Origin of the sequence: Rhodanobacter glycinis (assembly GCF_900114325.1) — a bacterium.
Classification (GTDB): domain Bacteria; phylum Pseudomonadota; class Gammaproteobacteria; order Xanthomonadales; family Rhodanobacteraceae; genus Rhodanobacter_A; species Rhodanobacter_A glycinis.
On the sequence record NZ_FOSR01000014.1, the window covers coordinates 55,133 to 75,127 of the forward strand.

Here is a 19,995-nt window from a genome sequence, read left to right on the forward strand (position 1 = left end):
TGCGCCGGGCCACGGCATGAAGGCTAGTTGCCTTTCTTGCGGTCGTTGCCGTAATCCGGCTCGGGGCCGCCGGCGGCGATGAAGCGGTCGATGCGTGCTTCCAGCACCGGCAACGGCACCGAGCCGGTGGACAGCACGGTGTCGTGGAAGGCGCGGATGTCGAACTTCTCGCCCAGTGCCTGCTCCGCCTTGGCGCGCAGCTCGCGGATCTTCAGGTAGCCCAGCTCGTAGCTGTCGGCCTGGCCGGGCCAGCTGATGTAGCGGTCCACCTCGTTGGCAATTTCCAGCGTCGACAGCGCGGTGTTTTCGGTGAGGTAATCGATCGCCTGCTGGCGCGTCCAGCCCAGGTGATGGATGCCGGTGTCGACCACCAGCCGGCAGGCGCGCCACATCTGGTAGGTGAGGAAGCCGAACTTCTGGTACGGCGTCTTGTAGATGCCCATCTCGTTGCCGAGGAATTCCGAATACAGCCCCCAGCCTTCACCGTAGGCGGAGATGTAGCCATTGCGGCGGAACGCAGGCTGGCTGTGGTCCTCGCCGGCCAGTTCCAGTTGCAGCGAATGGCCCGGATAGGATTCGTGCAGGGTCAGCGCCGGCATGTTGAATAGCGCACGCGACTTCAGGTCGTAGGTGTTGACCAGGTATTCGCTGGCGCCGCCGCGGCCGGAGGTGTAGTACGGCGCGATATCGGCCGGTACCGGCACGATGGTGAAGCGCTCGCGCGGCAGGTGGCCGAAGAATTTCGACATCTGGCCATCCACTTCCTTGGCCACCCAGGCGGTCTTGTCGAGCAGTTCCTGCGGCGTCTTGGCGTAGAACTTCGGATCGGTGCGCAGGTAGTGCAGGAACTCGGCGAAGCTGCCCTTGAAGCCGCTCTGCTTCATCACATCGAGCATCTGCGCGTGGATCTTCGCCACCTGCTTCAGGCCGATGGCGTGGATCTGGTCCGGCGTGAGGTCGAGCGTGGTGTATTCGCGGATCTGCTGGCGGTAATAGGCCTTGCCGTCCGGCAGCGCTTCGGCGGCCAGCGTGGTGCGCGCATGCGGCACGTAATCGTCGTCGAAGAACGTCAGCAGTTTCGCGTAGGCGGGAATCACGCCGTTGGCGATGATCTGCTTCGCCTGTGCCTGCAACTTCGCGGCCGTGGCCGCCGGCATGGTGGCCGGCATGTGCAGGAACGGCTGGTAGAAGCTGCTCCGGGTGGGGTCCTTCAGTTCGGCCACCGCGGCGATGGAGCGATCCCGTCCGTCCAGCACCGCGCGTGGCACGCTGAAGCCGCGCTTGAGGCCCAGCCGCATGTTGGCGATCTGCTGCTGGAAGTAGTGCGGCACTTCGCCAAGCCGGCGCAGGTATTTCTGGTAATCCACCGTGCTGCGCAGGTGGTCGCCGCCCAGCTCGTAGCCCAGGTCGCCCCAGAACGAGGAATCGCTGTTGAACGGCATCTGCCATTGCCTGAACTGCTGGTCGGCGATGAAGTTGCGGATCTGCTCGCGGTATACCGCGTAATTCACCCGGTCGACCTGGGTGAGCTGCTTCACGTCGATCGCGTCGAGCTGCTGCATCACCTTGCGCCAGTAGTCGAGGCGCTGTTGCTGGCTGGTGGCGTCGACGCTGTCCAGCCGGCTGTTGTCCGGCTTCGCGCTGGCGCCCGCCTGGCCGGTGCGCCACGCCCACTCGTGCTGGTAGATCGTGCGGAAGCGATCGTCCGTGGTTCCGGCCTGCGCGCAGGCGCCATACACAAGGCCTGCCAGCAGCAGACTACCCAGCCATCGGTTCATCGGCACATCTCCACGCTTCAAATGCGTCGATGATCGCACCGAATGCGCGGCAGGCACCGTGCCGATAGGCAGGCCCGTGCTGCGCAGAGACGTCTCCGATTACTCCATGCCGCTGTAGTAGCCGCGCATCGCCAGCAGGTAGGCATCCAGGTCGCGGCCGGCCACGTTGGCGAACACCTCGTCGGTTTCGGCCAGGGTATCGATGCGGTCCGGGCGGAAATTGCGGAAGCCTTCGCGCAGGCGGCACCACGCGCCCAGCGTCCACTTGCCGCCCCAGAAAGCCAGGCACAGCGGCTCGACCTCGCGCGCGCTGGCGTTGCCGGTTTCGTCGCGATAGTCCAGCCGCAGCACGCGGCTGGCGCCGATGGCGGCGTGCAGGCGATCGATGCGCGCGGCGAATTCGATGCTTTTTTCGTCGCGCCACATCGGCGCGTAAATGCGTGTGCGCGCGGCCCGTTCGCGCAATTCCGGCGGCAGCACGGCCTCGATCTTCAGCAAGGCCGCCTGCGCGCCAGCAGCCAGCTTGTCGCCGGCAAACGCGCGCACGAAACGCGTGCCGACCACCAGCGATTCGAGCTCGTCGGCGGTGAACATCAGCGGCGGGATGTCCGAACCCTTGCGCAAGACGTAACCGACCCCGGCCTCGCCTTCGATCGGCACGCCGGACAACTGCAGGTCGGCCACGTCGCGATACACCGTGCGCAGCGAGACCCCGAGCGTGGCAGCCAGGTTGCGCGCCTGCAGCGCGGTACGGCGCCCGCGCAAGGCATGGATGATGAGGAACAGGCGGTCGGCTCGGCGCATTGACGCATCATGCCGCGAAGCGGATCGCAGCGCCTGCGACAACGGTCATGCATCGCGGCATGACCGATGGCAGGGACGCGCCGGCCGTTCACCGCATCAATCCTGCTTCGCAGCCAACAATTCGGCGTCCTTGGCTGCGGCACGCTGCACGGCGGGGCGCGCGGCCACGCGGTCGATATAGGCGCGGATCGTCGGCGTCGCCGGCACCAGCCCGAACTGGGTGGTCCAGCCCAGCGCGATGCCCCACAGCACGTCGACGGCGGTGAAGCGCTCGCCGAGCAGCCACGGGCCCTGGGCGAGCTGGCCGGACAAGGCGTTGAACACGTCGTCCCAGCTGCCGTAGGGCGATTGCCGCGACGGCGGTGGATCGCGCTTCATCGAACGGTCGATCAGCGCCGGCTCGAAGCACGAACCGTAGAACACCATCCAGCGCAGATACGGGCCGCGCAACGGATCGTCCAGCGCCGGTGCCAGCCCGGCGGCGGGAAAACGGTCGGCCAGATAGATGAACACCGCCGGCTGCTCGGCCACCAGCGCGCCGTCATGCAGGATCGCCGGCACCTTGCCCATCGGGTTGATCGCCAGGTATTCGGGCTGGCGCTGGGTACCGGCCTGCAGATCGAGCAGATGCACGTCGTAATCGACACCCAGCTCTTCAAGCAGCGCGTGGGCACCGGTCGAGCGGCTTTGCAGGGCGTGGAAGAAGGTGGGGCGTGAGCTGGTCATGGACATTCCCTCGGCAGATTTACAGGTGCCGTGTCTCGGCGGGCGGATTCATCCAGTTGTCGTGGCGACCGTCGGAAAAACGCAGCGGCGCGTCGATCAGTTCGCCCGGCTCCACGTCATCCAGGCAGGCCAGGTTGATCGACATGAAATCGCCGCCAAGCTCCTCGATATGACCGCGCCCGAACGGTCGCACGCCGCAATGCCGGCAGAACAGATGGTGCATGCTGTGCGAGTTGAACTGGTAGTCGGACAGTACATCCTCGCCGCCGAGCAGACGGAAGGCATCCGGCTTCACGATCACGCCCCAATAGCGCGTCTTGGTGCAGATCGAACAATTGCAGCGGCCGGTGCCGGTGGCCAGGTCGATGTCGGCCTCGTAGCGCACGGCGCCGCAATGGCAACTGCCGTGATAGGTCTTCTTGGTCATGATTGGCTCCGATGACGGGAATCCAGGTGCAGCAGGTTGGCGAGCGCCACCCGCAAGCCGCGCCGCGGCGCCGGCGCGGATGACCGTGCGGGCGCGGGCACGGGTGAATCGGGCACTTTGGGCAGATGGAACTGGCCGTCGCGCAGCAGGCCGTTCATGTACAGCGGACGGTACGCCATCAGCAGGCGTTGCAGGGCAGGACGCATGGTGGTTTCCTCAGGCGGCGGCTTCAACCGCCACCCAGGGCGGCAGTGCGTGTTTGAACAGGCGGTACCAGTCCTCGCGTTCGGCGGGGCTGTACAGGTCCAGGGTGCGGATCACCTCGCGTGCGAATTCCACGCTGCCGAGATGGCTGGCGGTGATCGTGCCGCCATCGCTTACCGCCAGCACGTTGGCGTCGTACTGGTCGGCCCCGCTGTAGTCGGGAACGCGGCTGGCGATATGGCCCGGCCAGTTGCCGGTGTGCCGGCAAGCATCCAGCAAGCCGGCGCGGGCCAGGGCCAGCACGCCGCTGTCGATGCCGGCCACCGGTGCACCGGCGGCATGCAGACGGCGCAACGCCGCCACCGCCGACTCGCCCTCGCCGCGCTGCCACAGGTGGCCGCCGGGCACGATCAGCATGGCGGCGCGCTGCAGGTCCAGCTCGGCCAGGGCCAGCTCGGGCTGCACCGCAAGACCGCCCATCGAAACCACCGGGGCCAGGGTGAAGCCGACCGTGCGCACCCGCCAGTCGCCGGGGCGGCGAACCTCGCACAGTGCCAGCGCGGCCTGCCAGTCGGCGAAACCGTCGAAAACCAGGAAATAGACCGTGTCGCGCATGTCGTTCCCTCCGTGATGGAGGTACAGCATGCGCACCCCCTGCTGCCAACGTGCTGTCAGCAGGGGGCTACCGGCTGGCGCCGGAAGGCCGGAGCCGGGACAATGGGCGTTCTTTTCGCCAAGGATTCGACGGACTCGACATGAAGCCCATCTCGCTGATCCAGTTCCTGATCGAGGAACGCCGCGCCAATCACATCAACGCCGAGCTTTCGCTGCTGATCGAGGTGGTGGCGCGCGCCTGCAAGCGCATCGCCGTGGCCACCGGCAAGGGCGCACTGGGCGACGTGCTGGGCAATGCCGGCACCGACAACGTGCAGGGCGAGGCGCAGAAGAAGCTCGACGTGATCTCCAACGAGATCCTGCTGGAGGCGAACGCCTGGGGCGGCCACCTGGCGGCCTGTGCCTCGGAAGAAATGGAAGACCCGCAGCCGATTCCGGACGGCTACCCGAAGGGCCACCACCTGCTGCTGTTCGATCCGCTGGACGGCAGCTCCAACATCGACGTGAACATCTCGGTCGGCACCATCTTCTCGGTGCTGCGCTGCCCCGACAACGCGGTCGAACCGAAGGCGGAACATTTCCTGCAGCCGGGCACCACCCAGCTTGCCGCCGGTTACGTGGTGTACGGCCCGGCCACCGTGCTGGTGCTGACCATCGGCCACGGCACCCACGAATTCACGCTGGACCGTGAAGTGGGCAGCTTCGTGCTGAGCCGCCGCAACCTGCGCATTCCGGAAGCCACCGCCGAATTCGCCATCAACATGTCCAACCAGCGCCACTGGGAAGCGCCGATGCAGCGTTACATCGGCGAACTGCTGGCCGGCAAGGACGGTCCGCGCGGCAAGGACTTCAACATGCGCTGGGTGGCCTCGATGGTCGCCGACGTGCACCGCATCCTCACCCGCGGCGGCGTGTTCTTCTACCCGATGGACGCCAAGATCGCCGCCAAGGGCGCCACCGGCAAGCTGCGCCTGATGTACGAAGCCAACCCGATGGCCTTCATCGTCGAGCAGGCCGGCGGCGTCGCCACCACCGGCCGCCAGCGCATCATGGACGTGCAGCCCACCGCACTGCACCAGCGCGTGCCGGTATTCCTCGGCTCGAAGCAGGAAATCGAACTGGCCACGCGTTACCACATGGACGCCGACGAAGCGCAGGGCTGAGTCGACCCCGCGCACCGGCGCACATGTCTCAGCGCGCCGTCATACCGCCATCGGCGGGGTAATTCGCGCCGGTCAGGAACTTGCCGCGGTCGGACACCAGCAGTGCGACGACCTCGGCGATGTCTTCGGTGGCACCGATCCGACCCAGCGGAATATTCCGCAGCCAGTCGTCGGCGGAGAATCCCGGCGTCGCCTTGGCAAACTCTTCGGAACCTGGCGTCGCGATGACGCCGGGCGAGACCACGTTCACCCGGATGCCGCTTGGCGCCAGTTCCATCGCCAGCGTGCGCGAGTAGTAATTGAGCGCCGCCTTGGCCGCGCCGTAGTGCGCAAAGGGGCCGAACGGCATCGTCGCTGCAGCCGAAGAAAGGTTCACGACGGCGGCAGCCTTCGACGCCCGCAGCGCCGGGAGCACGGCATTCGTCAGGCGGATCGCGGCGAACAGGTTGAGCGCCATGCTGTCGTGCCACGCCTGGTCGGGAATCGTCCACGACCCTGCCAGAAACGCGTTTGCACCGCCCGCGTTGTTCACCAGAATGTCGAGACCGCCGAGCGCGGCGAGCGCCTTCGTCGCGATCGCCTCCACGCCTTCGCCCGTGCTGGCGTCGCCGGCGACGAACGTTGCCCCCTTGGGCATGTCGTCGTTGGGTGTACGCGCCGCGATGACAACCTTGGCGCCGGCATCGAGCAGGCGTTGCGCGATGGCCGCGCCAATGCCACGCGTGCCTCCGGTGACCAGGGCACGGCGGCCGATGAGTTCCTTCGAGAAATCGAGTTTGTCGGACATGAGATGTTTCCTCGCAGAGAGGTTGATGTTTCCGGAGCCGTGATTCAGGCGGCAGGGCGATCACGATCTGGTCGTGACCGCCTTGTTTCGCTCACGGCGTTTTCTTGAACAGATCCTGGAAGATCAGCGGCCCCCAGCTGTTGCCCCGCGCCTGCACCAGCGCGCCACCTTCGCCGAGCTTGCCGAGCTGGACGGGCGCGAAGCCGAGTTGTTCGGCGAGTGCCGCCACCGTCTCCGCCGCGTCGGCGTCATCGCTCGACAAAAACACCACCCGGCGACCGCCGCTGACGTGCGGATCTTCGGCAAGCACGCCGGCGGCGAGGTGATTGAAGCCCTTCACGAGCCTGGCGCCGGGGAAGGCCTTGGCCACGAAGGCCGAGGACGGCAGGCCGGCGAGCTCGTCGACGGGGTCGGCAAACGTGTTCATCGCATCGATGATCGTCTTGCCCTTCCAGTTCGGCAGCGCGTTGGCGACCTCCGGGTGCGACTCGAAACGCACGGCCAGAAAGACGACGTCCGCCTTGACCGCGTCCGCCAGTTTCCTGGGGATGACGGTGGGTCCGATCGCGGCCGCGGCGGAGGCAAAGCTGGCCGGGTCGCGGGTGGTGGCAACGGATACGTCGATGCCGTTGCGGGCAAACGCCCTGGCCAGGGCCTGGCCGATCTTGCCGAAACCGATAATTGCGTAGCTCATGGTTTTTCCTTGGGTTTGGCACCACGCCTTGGCGGCGCTCCGAAGCATCGAATGGAGCACCGCAGGACGCAGCGCGTCAGATTTGCGCCAGGCCGCCGTCGACGGCGAGCTCGCTGGCGGTCATGAAGCTGCTGTCCGACGAGGCGAGAAAGGCCGCCGCCGCGCCGATCTCCATCGGTTCGGCCATGCGTTGCAGCGGGTTCATCGCGGCGAAGGCCTTCATGCCTTCCTCGCCCACCGCCGCCTTGGCCAGTTCGGTCGCCGTCGGCCCGGGCGACAGCACGTTCACCCGGATGCCGGTGCCCTTCAGGTCTTCCGCCCAGCTCCGTGCGAGGTTGCGCACGGCCGCCTTGCTGGCGCTGTAGATGCTGAAGGCCGGGGCACCGGTGGTGCCGGCGCTCGATCCGGTGAGGATGATCGAGCCACCCTGGCCCATCAGCGGCAACGCCTTCTGCACCGTGAAGGTCGTCCCCTTCACATTGGTCTCGAAGGTTTCGTCCATCTGCTCGGCGGTGATCTCGCCGAGCGGAAGCAGGCTTCCCGTCCCGGCATTGGCGAAGACGATATCGAGGGTTCCGCGCTCGGCCTTCACTGCCGCGTAGAGTCGGTCCAGGTCGGCCAGGTCGGAAACCGAGCCTTTCACTGCGCGGGCGTTGGGCCCGAGCTCGGCTACCGCGGCGTCAAGCGCTTCCTGGCGACGGCCGAAGATGAAGACGAAGGCGCCCTCCTCGATGAAGCGCCTGGCGGCGGCGTGGCCGATGCCGGTTGCGCCACCGGTGATGACGGCGGTCTTTCCAAGCAGTCTGTTCATGTCATGCACCTGGGTTTTCCGTTGAAGACAGAAACCAAGATGGGCTGTTGACACATCAATACAATTGACGAAAAACTGCTAAATAAGATCTATTCTTTGGATGAATTGTGCTCGACAACGTCACCATCAACCAACTGCGTGCGTTCGTTGCGGTATGCGACCAGGGCAGTTTCTCGGGTGCGGCGCGGAAACTCAGCCGCGCGCAATCGGCCATCAGCCACGCGATCAAGGCGCTGGAAAGCGCGTTCGATGTCGAATTGTTCGAGCGCAACACCCGCAAGGCCCAGCTCACCGCGACCGGGCGCAGCCTGTTGCCGGACGCACGGGCGGTGATTTCACGCACGGAAGAAATGAAGACCCGCGCCGGCTCGATCGCCAGAGCCGGGGCGCCCCAGCTTTCGGTGGCGGTTGATGTCTATTTCCCGCGCGCCCAGCTGATCGACGGTTTGCGGACGCTGCAAGTGGAGTTCCCCACCGCGGCGATCAACCTGCGCATCACCACCATGCAAGGCGGCGAGAGGCTGGTGTTCGAAAGAGAGTGCGCGCTGGCCGTCACGATCGAGAACGTGCCGGCGGTGAACCCGGATGCCATCGAACGCCACTGGCTGTGCGAGGCGGAGATGGCGACGGTATGCGCACCATCCCACCCGCTCGCTTCGACACCGAAGCCGATCCCGTCGGACGAGTTCGGTCGACATGTCCAGATCGTCGTCACCGACAACCAGCCGCACGCGGAAAAGACCCAACAGGGCGTGGCCGGCAAGCGCCAGTGGCTGGTCAACGACCTCGGCGCCAAGCGCGATCTGCTCAAGGCCGGCCTCGGCTGGGGACACATGCCGCGACACCTCGTCGGCGAGGATCTGGCCAGTGGAGAGCTGATTGAACTCGAGCGCCGCGCCTGGCACCTTGGCCCGCTCACGTTCATGGTCTCGCAACGACGGGGCCATGACCTCTCCCCATGCGAGTCACGGCTGGTCGAGCTGCTTGGCAAACCCCAAGGCATCCCGAAGGAAGCCGGGCGGCGCCCCATCCCGGGCACGGGCGCGAAAGTTTGAAGTCCGCTTGCATGCATCGCCTGCTGCTCGTGGCAGAACGTTCGCCATGAGGACCAGCTGCGCGTGCTGGACGGACATGATCACCGCGCTGGTGATGATCAATGATGCAAATTCCTTGCTGACCGGCCAGAGTCGACCCTAAGCGGACGTGCGTGGCTTCAATGCCGGCAGGGAGTCCTAACGCTATCCTGCAGTATGCTCATTTGATCTATCGCGGCGAGCGCACATTCAAGAAGCGCTGGCGTTCACAAGGCAGCTTATAGCCGCGGCACCGCAACCCATAGCCGAACGCTGCAGAGGTCAATCAACAGCGGCGCCGGCGCGTCCACGTGGTGGCATCAGCGATGCGCCGCTGCCACTACCAGGATCTGCCCGTTCATTTCCGGCTGATGAAGGGTGCACCTGAACGTATAGAGGCCGGGCCGGTGAAAGTCGAAAATGGCGGATACGTCCGAGAGCGGCGGCAGCGCGAGGGCGACGAGCTGGTGCGCATGCGGACCGAGCAACTCGAAATCATGCGCGTCGTCCGGCTGCAGATTCCAAAAGCGGATTCGGGTCGGCTGGTTTTCCTGCACGACGAAGAATGTTGGCGAGAAGCCGTAGACCTCACCGAATTTGGCCACCGTCAGCTTGGGGCCGGTCTCTTTGACCGCCACGGCACGGGTCTCCAGCACGATCGAGGCCGTTGCCTGGCCGCCTTGGGTGACACTGACGATTTGTGGCGCCCTGGATAACTCATGCACAGATCCGGCCGTGGCGGGGAGTGCGCAGGTGCCGAGTGTGGTGATCGACAACCACCCAAGCAGCATGCCAGCGCGACTTGATGAACTCGACATGGCGACCCTCGATCGAATGTAAACGACTGCCGTGCACCGTGCGCATGCATTCCGTCTCCACCGCAATATCACGACGACAACCCCGTGACTTGTTCCGGCGCACACGAGGGCTCTTGCCCCTGTCACCGTAAACCGGGACCGGCGAACGCGTTATACGGCGCCGTAGCGTCGCTGCCGCATCCACTTGGTGACTATCCACTTCTCGCCGCGCAGCACTGGTGCGCCGCCGTGCAGGGTGCGCGGGTCAAGCTGGCCGCGGCTGTTGGTGTATTCGAAATGGACGGCCGAACCTTTCTTCGGCAGCACCGACAGGCCGAGCTCGGGGAAGATGGTGGCGCCGCCATCCTCGACCTCGTTGAGGTACATCACTAGGGTCGACACGCGCTGGCCGCCGGTGGCCATCTGCACGGCGCTGCCGGGGTCGCCCGGCGGGAAAAAATCGAAGTGCGGCTTGTATTCGCCGCCGGGACCGTAATGCAGGATCTGCAGGCCTTCGCCGTGATCCACCGGCAGGTTCATCAAGGCGGAGATGCGCCGATCCAGCCGCGCGATGAAGTCATCGGCGTTGATCTCGAAGAAGGTGCCTTCGCTGCTGCGGTCGGCAATGGTCTCGTGCTTGCCGGTGGCCGGGTCGACGATGGTGGAGCGCTGCAGCTTGGCGGCAGCGCGGCGGATCAGCTCGTCGCATTCCTCGTGGCTGAGCACACCGTCGAGCACGGCCAGCGCCGGTTGCTCCACCCGCAAGGCCACCTGCACCTCGCGGTCGGCGGCGATGATGCGGTTGCCCGGCGGCAGGCGCGGCGTCTCGTAGACATAGCCTTCCGCACGTGGTTCGGTCGCCGTCGGTGCCGCCATGCCGGTTTGCATGCCATGCACGGCCGCGCCGGCGAAGGCCGGTTCGAAGCGGTTGCGCACCATGTCGGCAACCAGCGACTGCGCGCTGCAGCCGCGTGCCAGGTTCTCGCGAATCCAGTCGCGCCATTCCGGCGTCAACTGCGTGACCATGTTCATGCGAACGCCCCATTCCAGCCCCGATACCTGTGCCAACGATAGTCGCATGCATGATTGCGTGCCATGGGGCGCATGGATCGTTTCCGTGCATGCATCACGCCGGTGGCCGGTGCCCGCCAGCGGATCGCCCTTCGGCTGTTGAAAAGCGCCTCGCTGGGATGACGATTCACTGGAGATACTCGGAGCCTATGGACAGGCTCTCAGGCCGTCAGTCCGTAGCTGCGCAGCAACGCGTCCGGTTCGGGTTTGCGTCCGCGGAAGGCGACGAAGCTTTCCAGTGCGGGACGGCTGGCGCCGACGGCGAGGAACTCGCGACGGAAGCGCGCACCGGTGACCGGGTCGATCACGCTGCCGCCATCTTTCGCCGCGTCTTCGAAGGCGCCGAAGGCATCCGCGCTGAGCAGTTCGGCCCACAGGTAGCTGTAGTAGCCGGCGGCGTAGCCACCCGCAAAAATGTGGCTGAAACCGTGCGGGAAACGCTGCCAGGCCGGTGGATGCAGCACCGCAACCTGCTTGCGCACGTCTTCCAGTACCGCCAGCGTGCGCGCGCCTTGCGCCGGGTCGTAGCCCAGGTGCAGGGTGAAATCGAACAGCGCGAATTCGAGCTGGCGCACCAGGAACAGGCCGGCGTGGAAATGCCGCGCGGCGAGCATGCGCTGGAACAGTTCGTCCGGCAGTTTTTCGCCGGTCTGCCAATGGCGCGCGAACAGATCCAGCGCTTCGCGGTTCCAGCCGAAGTTCTCCATGAACTGGCTGGGCAGTTCCACCGCATCCCATTCCACGCCGTCGATGCCGCCGATCGAGGGCAACGCGATCTCGGTCAGCAGGTGGTGCAGGCCGTGACCGAATTCGTGGAACAGGGTGAGCACGTCGTCGTGGGTGAGCAGGGCAGGTTTGCCCTCGGTCGGCGGCGCGAAGTTGCAGGTGAGGAAGGCCACCGGAAGCTGTTTATTTTCGCCATCGTCGAAGCGGGCGCGGCAGACATCCATCCACGCACCGCCGCGCTTGCCGTTGCGCGCGTACAGATCCACGTAGGCGCCGGCAAACACCTTGCCGTCGGCATCCTTCACGTCGAAATAGCGCACGTCCGGATGCCACACGTCGACGCCGTCGCGCGGCGCCAGGGTGATGCCGTAGAGCTTGTGCGTAATCGCCCACAGCCCGTCGATCACCGCCGGCAGCGGGAAGTACGGCTTGAGCTGTTCCTCGTCCAGCGCGTATTCGCGCTGGCGCAGCTTCTCGGAGGCGTAGCCGACGTCCCACGGTTCGAGGTTGTCCAGCCCCAGTTCCTTCTGCGCGAACTCGCGCAGGGTGACCAGTTCGCGCTGCGCCACCGGCCGGGCGCGCTGGGCCAAGTCGTGCAGGAATTCCATCACCTCGGTCGGCGAGCCAGCCATCTTGGTCGCCAGCGATTCCTCGGCGGCGTTGGCGAAGCCGAGCAACTGCGCGGCCTCGTGGCGCAAGGCCATGATCTGCTCGATGCGCGCGGAGTTGTCGTACTTGCCCGCGTCCGGCCCCTGGTCGGAGGCGCGGGTCTGGTAGGCCCAGTACACGCGCTCGCGCAGGTCGCGCTTGTCGGCATAGGTCAGCACGGCCTGCACGCTGGGCTGCTTCAGCGTGACCAGATAACCGTCCAGCTCCTGTTCCTTGGCGTACTGGCGCAGCACCGCGCGACCGGATTCGGGCACGCCGTCGAGATCGCGATCATCGGTGAGGTGTTCGTGCCAGGCGTCGGTGGCATCGAGCACGGCGTTGGAGAATTCGGTGGAAAGCTTGCTCAGCTCCACGCCGATCTCGCGGAAGCGCGAACGCGCGGGCTCTTCCAGTGCCACGCCGGACAGCTTGAAGTCGCGCAGCGCGTGTTCCACCAGCGCGCGGCGCGGACGCGGCAGCGTGGCGAAATCCGGTGCGTCGGCCAGTGCCTGCACGGCGGCGTACAGATCGCGGTTCTGGCCCAGTTCGATGGCGTGGTCGGTGAGCTTTTCCTCGGCCGGCCCGTAGACCTTGCGCAGTGCCGCGCTGTCGGCCACCGAATGCAGGTGCGACACCGGCGCCCATGCGCGTGCCAGGCGCTGTTCCAGCCGTTCCTGGGTCAGCATCACGTGATCGAAATCGCGCGCCGCGCCGGGCGCGGTCAGGGCATCGATGCCGGCGCGGAAGTCGGCGAGGATCGCGTCGACGGCCGGTTCGACCTGTTCGGGCAGGATGCGGGAAAACGCCGGCAAGGTGTCGTCGGCAAGCAGGGGATTGTCTTGGCTCATGGAAACTCCTTTCAAGCGCGAAGCGTGGCGACGCGCCCGGACGAAATCAAGCACGGCGGCGTGAGGGTGGCTGTCGCGCCCTTCACGGACCGGGGTACCATCGACGCATGCTGCCAGCGCATCTTGCCGGACTGATCACCCGCACCGCGTTGTTCGCGCATCTGGACGATGCGCAACAGGCCGCGCTCGCCCGGCAATTGCACTGGATGTGCCTGCCCGGCGGCCAGACCCTGTTCCGCCCGGGCGAACCGGCCGACGCGCTGTACCTGCTGTGCAGCGGCAGCCTGGGCGTGTTCGACGGGCCGACCACGCTGGTGCACCAGCTTTGCGCCGGCGAATGCGTGGGCGAGATGAGCCTGCTCAGCGGCAACCCGCACCGCCTCGCCGTGCGCGCTCTGCGTGATTCGGAACTGTTGCGGTTGAACCGCAGCGCCTTCGAGGCGCTGGTCGAACGCCATCCGGGCGCCATGCTCGACGTGGCGCGACTGGCAGTCGAACGCCTGATGCGGCGCGAACACCATGTCGAAGCGCCGGACAAGCCGCGCACCTTCGCGATCCTGCCGGTGGATGCCGAGGTGCCGGCACGCGAGCTGGCGATGAAGTTAGCGCGGGCGCTGGAACCGTTCGGCCATTGCGCGGTGATCGACGCCCGCATCGGCGCCGAACGCAGCAGCGACTGGTTCGCTCAGCGCGAAGCGGACACGCGTTTCGTGATCTACCTGGATACCGATGGCGACCCGCTGTGGCGCCACCGCTGCCTGCGCCAGGCCGACGTGTTGCTGTTGCCCGCACGCGCCGTGGAAACGGCGAAACCCTGGCCGGAAGCCGCGCCGGGCCACCCTTCGCGTGCGCGCCATCGCCCGCGTCACCTGCTGCTGTTGCATCCCGCCGGGCACGTATTGCCGGGTGCCGCGCGACGCTGGCGCGCCCAGTTCAGCGGCGAGCTCACCCACCACCATCTATGCAACGAGGATGACTTCGCGCGGGTGGCGCGACTGGTCAGCGGCCACGGCCGCGGGCTGGTGCTGGCCGGCGGCGGCGCGCGCGGACTGGCCCATCTCGGCGCGTTGAAGGCCTTGCGTGAAGCCGGCCAGCGTTTCGACGTGGTGGGCGGCACCAGCATCGGTTCGATCATCGGCGCGGGCGTGGCCCTGCAATGGGACACCGACACGATGATGCAGACCTACCACGACGCCTTCGTACGCGGCCGCCCGCTGTCGGACTGGACCCTGCCGCTGGTGGCGCTGACCCGTGGCCGCCGCGCCACCCGCATGCTGCGCGCGGCATTCGGCGAGGTGGACATCGAGGACATGGCCCGGCCGTTCTTCTGCGTTTCCACCGACCTCACCGGCGAGGATCGCGTGGTGCATCGACGTGGCCCGCTGTGGCTGTGGCTTCGCGCTTCCAGCGCGATTCCCGGCGTGTTGCCGCCGGTGCTTCACCATGGCGACGTCTACGTCGACGGCGCGCTGATCGACAACCTGCCCACCGACGTGATGTCCGACGACGGCATCGCCCACATCACCGCCGTCAGCATCCGCGCCGACGTACGCCTGCGCACCCGCCTGGAAGCCACCGCCACGCCGCCCTGGTGGCGCCTGCTGATGAATCGTCGCGACGACCGCGGCTGGCCGGGACTGGTCTCCACCCTGACCCGCGCGGCGATGGTCAACAGCGAGGAAATCAGCGAACGCTGCCGCACCCTCGCCGACGTGCTGATCACGCCGTCGCTGGAACACGTCGGCATGCTCGACTGGGATGACTGGGACCGCGCGGTGGAAGCGGGTTACCGCGCGGCCGTGAAGGTGCTGGAAGCACAAGGCTGAGCCATCAACGAGTACATCCCTCTCCCTGCGGGAGAGGGTGGCGGCAGCCGGGTGAGGGTCCGGGCGAAGCGTAGCCTGCCAGCACTACCGTGCCCTTGCTCCCTTCTCTGCTCCGGCGGCTGCAAGGCTTTTCACCGCCAGGAGCGTGGACGGTAGAAACTTTCGAGGCGAAAAAGTGGCTGCGTGAGGACAGATTTGACCAGCTTCGCTGTTATGAAGCGCTTCGACGATTCGCCGGCCCATAGTGGTTCTATGGGCCAAGAAGCGACGGGAATATGGACCACGCAGACGCTTTTGCAGCCCGGAAGATTTCTGCCGCCCACGCTCCTAAAATGCACGGATGAACCTGCGCAGCTACAAGGGCATCGCGCCCACCCTCGGCCAACGCGTCTATGTCGATCCCGCCGCCAGCGTGATCGGTGACGTGGTGCTGGGCGACGACGTCTCGATCTGGCCCGGCGCGGTGTTGCGCGGCGACGTGAACCACATCCGCGTCGGCGCGAAGAGCAACATCCAGGACGGCGCCATCGTGCACGTCGCCCACGCCGGGCCGTACGGGCCGGGCTTTCCCTGCCTGATCGGCGAAGGCGTCACCGTCGGCCACGCCGCGGTGGTGCACGCCTGCAGCATCGGCAACTACTGCCTGATCGGCATGCACGCCAGCGTGCTGGATGGCGCGGTGATCCACGACTACGGTTTCGTCGGCGCCGGCGCGGTGGTGCCGCCCGGCAAGATCGTCGGCGAACGCGAGCTGTGGCTGGGCAACCCGGCCAAGTGCGTGCGCGTGCTGAGCGACCGGCAAGTCGAGCAACTGCGCTACTCGGCCGAGCACTACGTGCACGTCAAGAACGATTATCTCGACGCCGGTTGAGGTCGACCTCGCCAGTGCAGCGGCGGCGACAAGCCGCGTGCCGCCGATGACTACTCGGCCATCGGCGCCTCGCCCGCCTGCGCCGCGAGCCGTGCCCGGATCCGCGCCGCTTCCAGCTCGTGCTGGCGCGCTTGCACGGCGCGTTGCGCACCCAGCTTGCCGGTGAGCAGCAACAGCGTGTAGTTGTCCGGCGCATACAGATGCAGCAGGTTCAGTTCGCGCTGCGCCTCGTCCAGCTCGCCGCGATCGATCGTGTGCTCGACGATGTCGCACGAGGGCTTGAACGCGTCGCGCATGGCCTGCAACGCTATCTCGTTATGCGGGTCAAGCTGCAGTACGCTGAAGTAGAACTCGTAGGCGTTGCTGCCCACCGGAGCGACCAGGTGATGATCGTTCAACGCGCCGGTGGCCAGCTTGAGCAGGATCGCTTCGCCCTGGCTCATGGCCGGCGCGGTCGGCGTGACCGCCTTCGCATACCAGGACGCGCCCGCCACGCCGACGCCGAGCAGCAACAGGCCGGCAAGCGCATACGCGCGCCAGTGCGAGGCAAACAAGGGAAAACGAAACATGACACCTGCCTGATGGTCGTGGCTGCTTGCGATGGCCTCCGCATGGACGGCATCGACAAACGCGCACGGTAGTCAGGCTTCATGTCAGCTGGATGACCCGGCGTCGCGCACGGCGCCGGGCCCGCTTCACCAGCCCAGCAGGCTGCGGCCGTAGCCGGGCGAACCATCCGGATGGGTGAACCACTCGACATGGTTGTCGCCGCCGGGACAGCCCTTGCCGCTGCTGTCGCCGGTGACCACGCCGCCGGCCGATGTCACGTGGCCGCGGTAGCAGCCGCCCAGCGAGTCGTGGAAGGCGAAGGTCTGCGCACTTTGCTGGCCGCCGTGGCCGGTGAAGTGGCCGCCGCTGTCGTAGTTCAGCGTGTCACTGGTATCCACCGTGTTGTGCACGGAGGCCGAATACAGCGTGAGGCCGCCGAAGCGTTGCGCAACCTTCTGTTCGTAGCCCTGGTGCACCGTGGTGGTGATGCCTGCGCTGCCGTCGGACGCCACCTGCTGGTCGTAGTCCAGGTGCAGCGGATAGCGCCGGTGCTGGCTGTATTCGTTGGTGACGAAGCGGCCGATGCGGCTGGTGCTGGTGCCGTCCATCGAGGTGAGCTGGTCGATCTGCTGGCGATAGGTGGTGGTGTTGAGGGTGAAGTTCTGCGTATCGGCGAAGCCCACGGTCTGCTTCACCGTGGTGTCGACGCGACCGTGCGAAGTATTCGCATAGCCTTCGATCACGAAGTGGCGGGAGAGCCGGGTGGTGATGTCGCCGCTGACGTTGCCGCTGGTATCGGTCTTCAAGGTGTCGTCGACGGTCGGCACGGGCGGCTGGCCGACCAGGGTATTGCGCGTCACCGTGCCGGTGACCTGCTTCGCGTGCGGATCGAGATAGACCAGCAGGCTGGCCGTGGCCGAGAAGTAATTGGCCGCGCCGGCCACGCTGACCGCCACGGTATGCGGCGCACCGTCGCTGAGCTCGCCGGCGAACGGCGTCAGGTCGACGCGGTAGGGCGTGAAGTTCAACGTCTGCACGCCGGTGACCGGTCGCCACAGATAGGGGTCGATGCCGCCGGTGTAGATCCACGGATAGATCGGCGCCACGCCGGCCGGCTGGCCGTCGATGCTGACCTCGGCTTCGCGGAAGTTGCCGCCGCCGCAACTCTGCACTTCGCTGGCGTACTGATCTGGCACGCAGGTGTACCAGAACTCGTCGGCATTCTGGCTTTGCGCGAACACGTCGAGATAGGCGCGCTCCACGTTGCGCGGCAGGTTGAGCGTCTTCGCCAACTGGCTGGTCGGGTCGTTCAGCGACACCGTGCTGCCCACCGGATCGCTGCCCAGCGGATACACCGCATCGGGCACCTGGCCGGACGGCGCGAAGATCGAGGCCGGATAGAACAGCAGTTTCGCGCTGCCGTGGATCACGCCGGTATAGGTGTCGTTGACAATGTTGCCAAGCACCGCCTGACCCTGGCCGGCGTGGCGGAACAGCGCGGTGTAATCGGTCAGGTCACGTTCCACGTGCCAGCTCGGCGCCACCGTGGCGGACGGCTCCTCGGTGGTGCCGAAGTACAGGTTCACGCCACCCAGCCACAACGACGCAGTGCGGTCGAACTGGCGCCCGGCGCTGACCGAGAAGTCCGCCTCCAGCACCACCTTCGACCAATGCGTGCCGCAACCGCTCGGCGGCGTGTAGCTGAAGGGGTGGTTGCTGAAATCCGTGAAGGCGTCGTTCTGGAACAGCTCCACCACGCACGGCTTGCCCGGCGGTCGCGGCACCGCCGGATCGGCGGTAGTCACATTGCTGGAACCGACCGATGACGGCTCGCTGGAACCGGTCGCGAATGCGGCGCAGGCAAAGCACGCAAGCCCGGCCACGGCCAGGCTTCCCCACCATGATTTCGACAACATGCGACTTCCCCTCGCGTGATGCTGTATCCCCCTGCATCGGCGACGCTAGCACGCGATTTTGTTTACCGGGGGAAAGCCCGTCTAAACGGCCAAATGCGAGTGAAAATTTGCGGTGATTGGGCGCGCAACCGTGATGCGCATCACGATTGCGCGTGGCTGCTTCGAATCGTTGCCGACGCGGCCGTGATCAGACCGTCGGCTGGCGCAGCACCTGGTAAACCGGCTCCGTGTCGGGCCGCTGGCCGTGCCACAGTTCGAACGCATCGGCCGCGGTTTCCACCAGCATGCCAAGGCCATCGAAGGAACGGTGCGCGTCGGCCGCCTGCGCCCAGGCCAGAAACGGGACAGCCGCCGCACCATAGGCCAGGTCGTAACAGACGGCGCGCGTACCGACGAGCGAGAACGGCAGGCCCAGCGACTGGTGCAGCACGCCGGCCGAGGTGGCGTTGATGATCAGGTCGAAGCTGCCGATGTCGGCCAGGTCCTGCCAGTAGCGCGTGCGTACCCGGGCCGGTTCGCCGATCGCATCGGCCAGCGCATCGGCCGTGGCTGCCGTGCGGTTGACGATGGTCAGCGAGGCCACGCCGGCATCCAGCAGCGACCACGCCACCCCGCGCGCCGCGCCACCGGCGCCGAGCAGCAGCATGTCGCGGTCGCGCAGGTCGGCACCGTGGCGCTCGGTGAGATCACGGACCAGGCCCGCACCATCGGTGTTGTGCGCGGCGAGGCGACCATCCGCCAGCCGGGTGAGCACGTTGGCGCTGCCCGCGCGCATCGCCGCCTCGCTGCGCTCGTCCGCCAGCGCGAAGGCCGCGCCCTTGTGCGGCAGGGTGACATTGGCGCCGTGGCCGTTCCCGGCGACAAAGAAGCGCTGCACCGCCTCGGCAAACGCTTCCGGCGCGGCATCGATGGCTTCATAGGTCAGCGCGATATCGAACTGGGCGGCGAACAACTGGTGAATCCGCGGCGACTGCGTGTGGCCGATCGGATGGCCGAACACGGCGTAGCGGGAAGGCTGGCTCATGGACTCGCTCCTGGTCTGGACGGCCATTGTACGGGTTGGTCGCGGATTCTCCCTTCCGCACATCCGCTGCGCCGTTTCGCCTCGACGCCGTCATTCCAGCGAAAGCTGGAATCCAGGACTTTTATCGGCGCCACGTCAGGAAGAAACCAAAGGCACTGGATTCCAGCTTTCGCTGGAATGACGGTGAGGGAGGCGTGGCGGTGAGGGGAGTGTGGCGGTGAGGGTGTGGCAGTGAGAGACATTCAATCTCGGGCAATCGCAGGTTTTGAGATGGGCGGGCGGCAAGCTCTGTTCCACGTTTCCACGGGGCTTCCGCCATGCGTTCATCCGTCACGAATCATGATCGCCGCATCCACCTGCTCGCCATTGCCGTGCTGTGGCTGTTCGGCGGCGGCGTGTTGCTGCTCACCACGCTGGTACCCGCGCATACGGCACTGCTCGGCTGGGCGCCGCTGCTGTGGCTGCTGGGCGCGCCGCTGGCCTTGCTGCTGACACTGGAGCCGGCGTTGCCGTTGCACCTGTTGGCGGCCTGGTCGCGCCGCCGCGGTCGGCACCTGCGGGCCGCCTGGCATTGATTTTCCGCGGCGCGGAGTCGTCCCGCGCTGCTTTCCCCTTCCATCTGGCAGTGGATTACGCG

General features: G+C 66.5%; 20 protein-coding genes. 5 read left to right on the forward strand and 15 right to left on the reverse strand.

What is annotated here, in order from left to right; translation table 11 throughout:
* Positions 1–23 precede the first annotated feature (23 nt).
* The 6 genes from BMY90_RS13770 to BMY90_RS13795 form a co-directional block, all read right to left on the reverse strand.
* Positions 24–1,778, reverse strand: a complete 1,755-nt coding sequence (locus BMY90_RS13770; RefSeq protein ID WP_092704737.1) for a DUF885 domain-containing protein — start codon at positions 1,776–1,778, stop codon at positions 24–26.
* 99 nt (positions 1,779–1,877) lie between these two features.
* Positions 1,878–2,582 carry a helix-turn-helix transcriptional regulator gene (locus BMY90_RS13775; RefSeq protein ID WP_092704739.1) on the reverse strand — a complete coding sequence of 235 codons (705 nt, stop codon included), beginning with the start codon at positions 2,580–2,582 and terminating at the stop codon, positions 1,878–1,880.
* 96 nt (positions 2,583–2,678) lie between these two features.
* Positions 2,679–3,308: a glutathione S-transferase family protein gene (locus BMY90_RS13780; protein WP_092704741.1), complete on the reverse strand. Its 630-nt coding sequence runs from the start codon at positions 3,306–3,308 to the stop codon at positions 2,679–2,681.
* A 19-nt stretch (positions 3,309–3,327) separates the two neighbouring features.
* Positions 3,328–3,735 (reverse strand): GFA family protein, encoded by a 408-nt coding sequence (locus BMY90_RS13785; protein WP_092704743.1) that lies wholly within the window; start codon positions 3,733–3,735, stop codon positions 3,328–3,330.
* On the reverse strand, positions 3,732–3,941 hold the full coding sequence (locus BMY90_RS13790; RefSeq protein ID WP_092704796.1) for a hypothetical protein: 210 nt from the start codon (positions 3,939–3,941) through the stop codon (positions 3,732–3,734). Before BMY90_RS13790 ends, BMY90_RS13785 begins: the two co-directional genes overlap by 4 nt.
* Before the next feature lie 10 nt (positions 3,942–3,951).
* Positions 3,952–4,554: a DJ-1/PfpI family protein gene (locus tag BMY90_RS13795; RefSeq protein WP_092704745.1), complete on the reverse strand. Its 603-nt coding sequence runs from the start codon at positions 4,552–4,554 to the stop codon at positions 3,952–3,954.
* Positions 4,555–4,694: 140 nt separating this feature from the next.
* Here BMY90_RS13795 and BMY90_RS13800 point away from each other — a divergent pair, with 140 nt between their 5' ends.
* Entirely contained in the window at positions 4,695–5,717 is a 1,023-nt protein-coding gene (locus BMY90_RS13800) for a class 1 fructose-bisphosphatase (protein WP_092704747.1), read from the forward strand.
* A 28-nt stretch (positions 5,718–5,745) separates the two neighbouring features.
* Here BMY90_RS13800 and BMY90_RS13805 read toward each other — a convergent pair whose 3' ends face one another.
* The 3 genes from BMY90_RS13805 to BMY90_RS13815 all read right to left on the reverse strand — a co-directional run bounded on the left by BMY90_RS13805 (position 5,746) and on the right by BMY90_RS13815 (position 8,009).
* A complete protein-coding gene (locus BMY90_RS13805; RefSeq protein WP_092704749.1) occupies positions 5,746–6,504 on the reverse strand; it encodes an oxidoreductase in 759 nt (252 codons plus the stop codon).
* 91 nt (positions 6,505–6,595) lie between these two features.
* Positions 6,596–7,258 (reverse strand): NADPH-dependent F420 reductase, encoded by a 663-nt coding sequence (locus tag BMY90_RS13810; RefSeq protein WP_245735048.1) that lies wholly within the window; start codon positions 7,256–7,258, stop codon positions 6,596–6,598.
* A gap of 16 nt (positions 7,259–7,274) precedes the next feature.
* Positions 7,275–8,009 carry an SDR family NAD(P)-dependent oxidoreductase gene (locus BMY90_RS13815; RefSeq protein WP_092704753.1) on the reverse strand — a complete coding sequence of 245 codons (735 nt, stop codon included), beginning with the start codon at positions 8,007–8,009 and terminating at the stop codon, positions 7,275–7,277.
* 107 nt (positions 8,010–8,116) lie between these two features.
* On the opposite strand from BMY90_RS13815, the gene BMY90_RS13820 reads away from it, so the two are divergent.
* Positions 8,117–9,064, forward strand: a complete 948-nt coding sequence (locus BMY90_RS13820) for a LysR family transcriptional regulator (protein WP_092704755.1) — start codon at positions 8,117–8,119, stop codon at positions 9,062–9,064.
* Between the two features lie 338 nt (positions 9,065–9,402).
* On the opposite strand, the gene BMY90_RS13825 is transcribed toward BMY90_RS13820, so the two are convergent.
* The 3 genes from BMY90_RS13825 to BMY90_RS13835 form a co-directional block, all read right to left on the reverse strand.
* Positions 9,403–9,900, reverse strand: a complete 498-nt coding sequence (locus tag BMY90_RS13825; RefSeq protein WP_139201754.1) for a cupredoxin domain-containing protein — start codon at positions 9,898–9,900, stop codon at positions 9,403–9,405.
* 150 nt (positions 9,901–10,050) lie between these two features.
* Entirely contained in the window at positions 10,051–10,911 is an 861-nt protein-coding gene (locus BMY90_RS13830; protein WP_092704759.1) for a 2OG-Fe(II) oxygenase, read from the reverse strand.
* A 200-nt stretch (positions 10,912–11,111) separates the two neighbouring features.
* Complete coding sequence (locus BMY90_RS13835; protein WP_092704761.1) at positions 11,112–13,172, reverse strand: M3 family metallopeptidase; 2,061 nt, start codon at positions 13,170–13,172, stop codon at positions 11,112–11,114.
* A 107-nt stretch (positions 13,173–13,279) separates the two neighbouring features.
* Between BMY90_RS13835 and BMY90_RS13840 the strand changes: the two genes are divergently transcribed.
* Together BMY90_RS13840 and BMY90_RS13845 are read left to right on the forward strand one after the other, a co-directional pair.
* On the forward strand, positions 13,280–14,998 hold the full coding sequence (locus BMY90_RS13840; protein ID WP_092704763.1) for a patatin-like phospholipase family protein: 1,719 nt from the start codon (positions 13,280–13,282) through the stop codon (positions 14,996–14,998).
* Positions 14,999–15,338: 340 nt separating this feature from the next.
* The gene (locus tag BMY90_RS13845) at positions 15,339–15,869 is read left to right on the forward strand and encodes a gamma carbonic anhydrase family protein (RefSeq protein ID WP_092704765.1); all 531 of its coding nucleotides are present in this window, start codon (positions 15,339–15,341) and stop codon (positions 15,867–15,869) included.
* 50 nt (positions 15,870–15,919) lie between these two features.
* Here the strand turns inward: BMY90_RS13845 and BMY90_RS13850 are convergent, their stop codons facing one another.
* The 3 genes from BMY90_RS13850 to aroE form a co-directional block, all read right to left on the reverse strand.
* Complete coding sequence (locus BMY90_RS13850) at positions 15,920–16,438, reverse strand: hypothetical protein (RefSeq protein WP_092704767.1); 519 nt, start codon at positions 16,436–16,438, stop codon at positions 15,920–15,922.
* Between the two features lie 126 nt (positions 16,439–16,564).
* Positions 16,565–18,334, reverse strand: coding sequence for a peptide-N4-asparagine amidase (locus BMY90_RS13855; RefSeq protein ID WP_092704769.1), 1,770 nt, complete (start codon positions 18,332–18,334; stop codon positions 16,565–16,567).
* Between the two features lie 187 nt (positions 18,335–18,521).
* Positions 18,522–19,358, reverse strand: coding sequence for a shikimate dehydrogenase (aroE, locus tag BMY90_RS13860; RefSeq protein WP_092704771.1), 837 nt, complete (start codon positions 19,356–19,358; stop codon positions 18,522–18,524).
* Between the two features lie 317 nt (positions 19,359–19,675).
* Between aroE and BMY90_RS13865 the strand changes: the two genes are divergently transcribed.
* Positions 19,676–19,933: a hypothetical protein gene (locus tag BMY90_RS13865; RefSeq protein ID WP_092704773.1), complete on the forward strand. Its 258-nt coding sequence runs from the start codon at positions 19,676–19,678 to the stop codon at positions 19,931–19,933.
* The last annotated feature ends 62 nt before the right edge of the window (positions 19,934–19,995 follow it).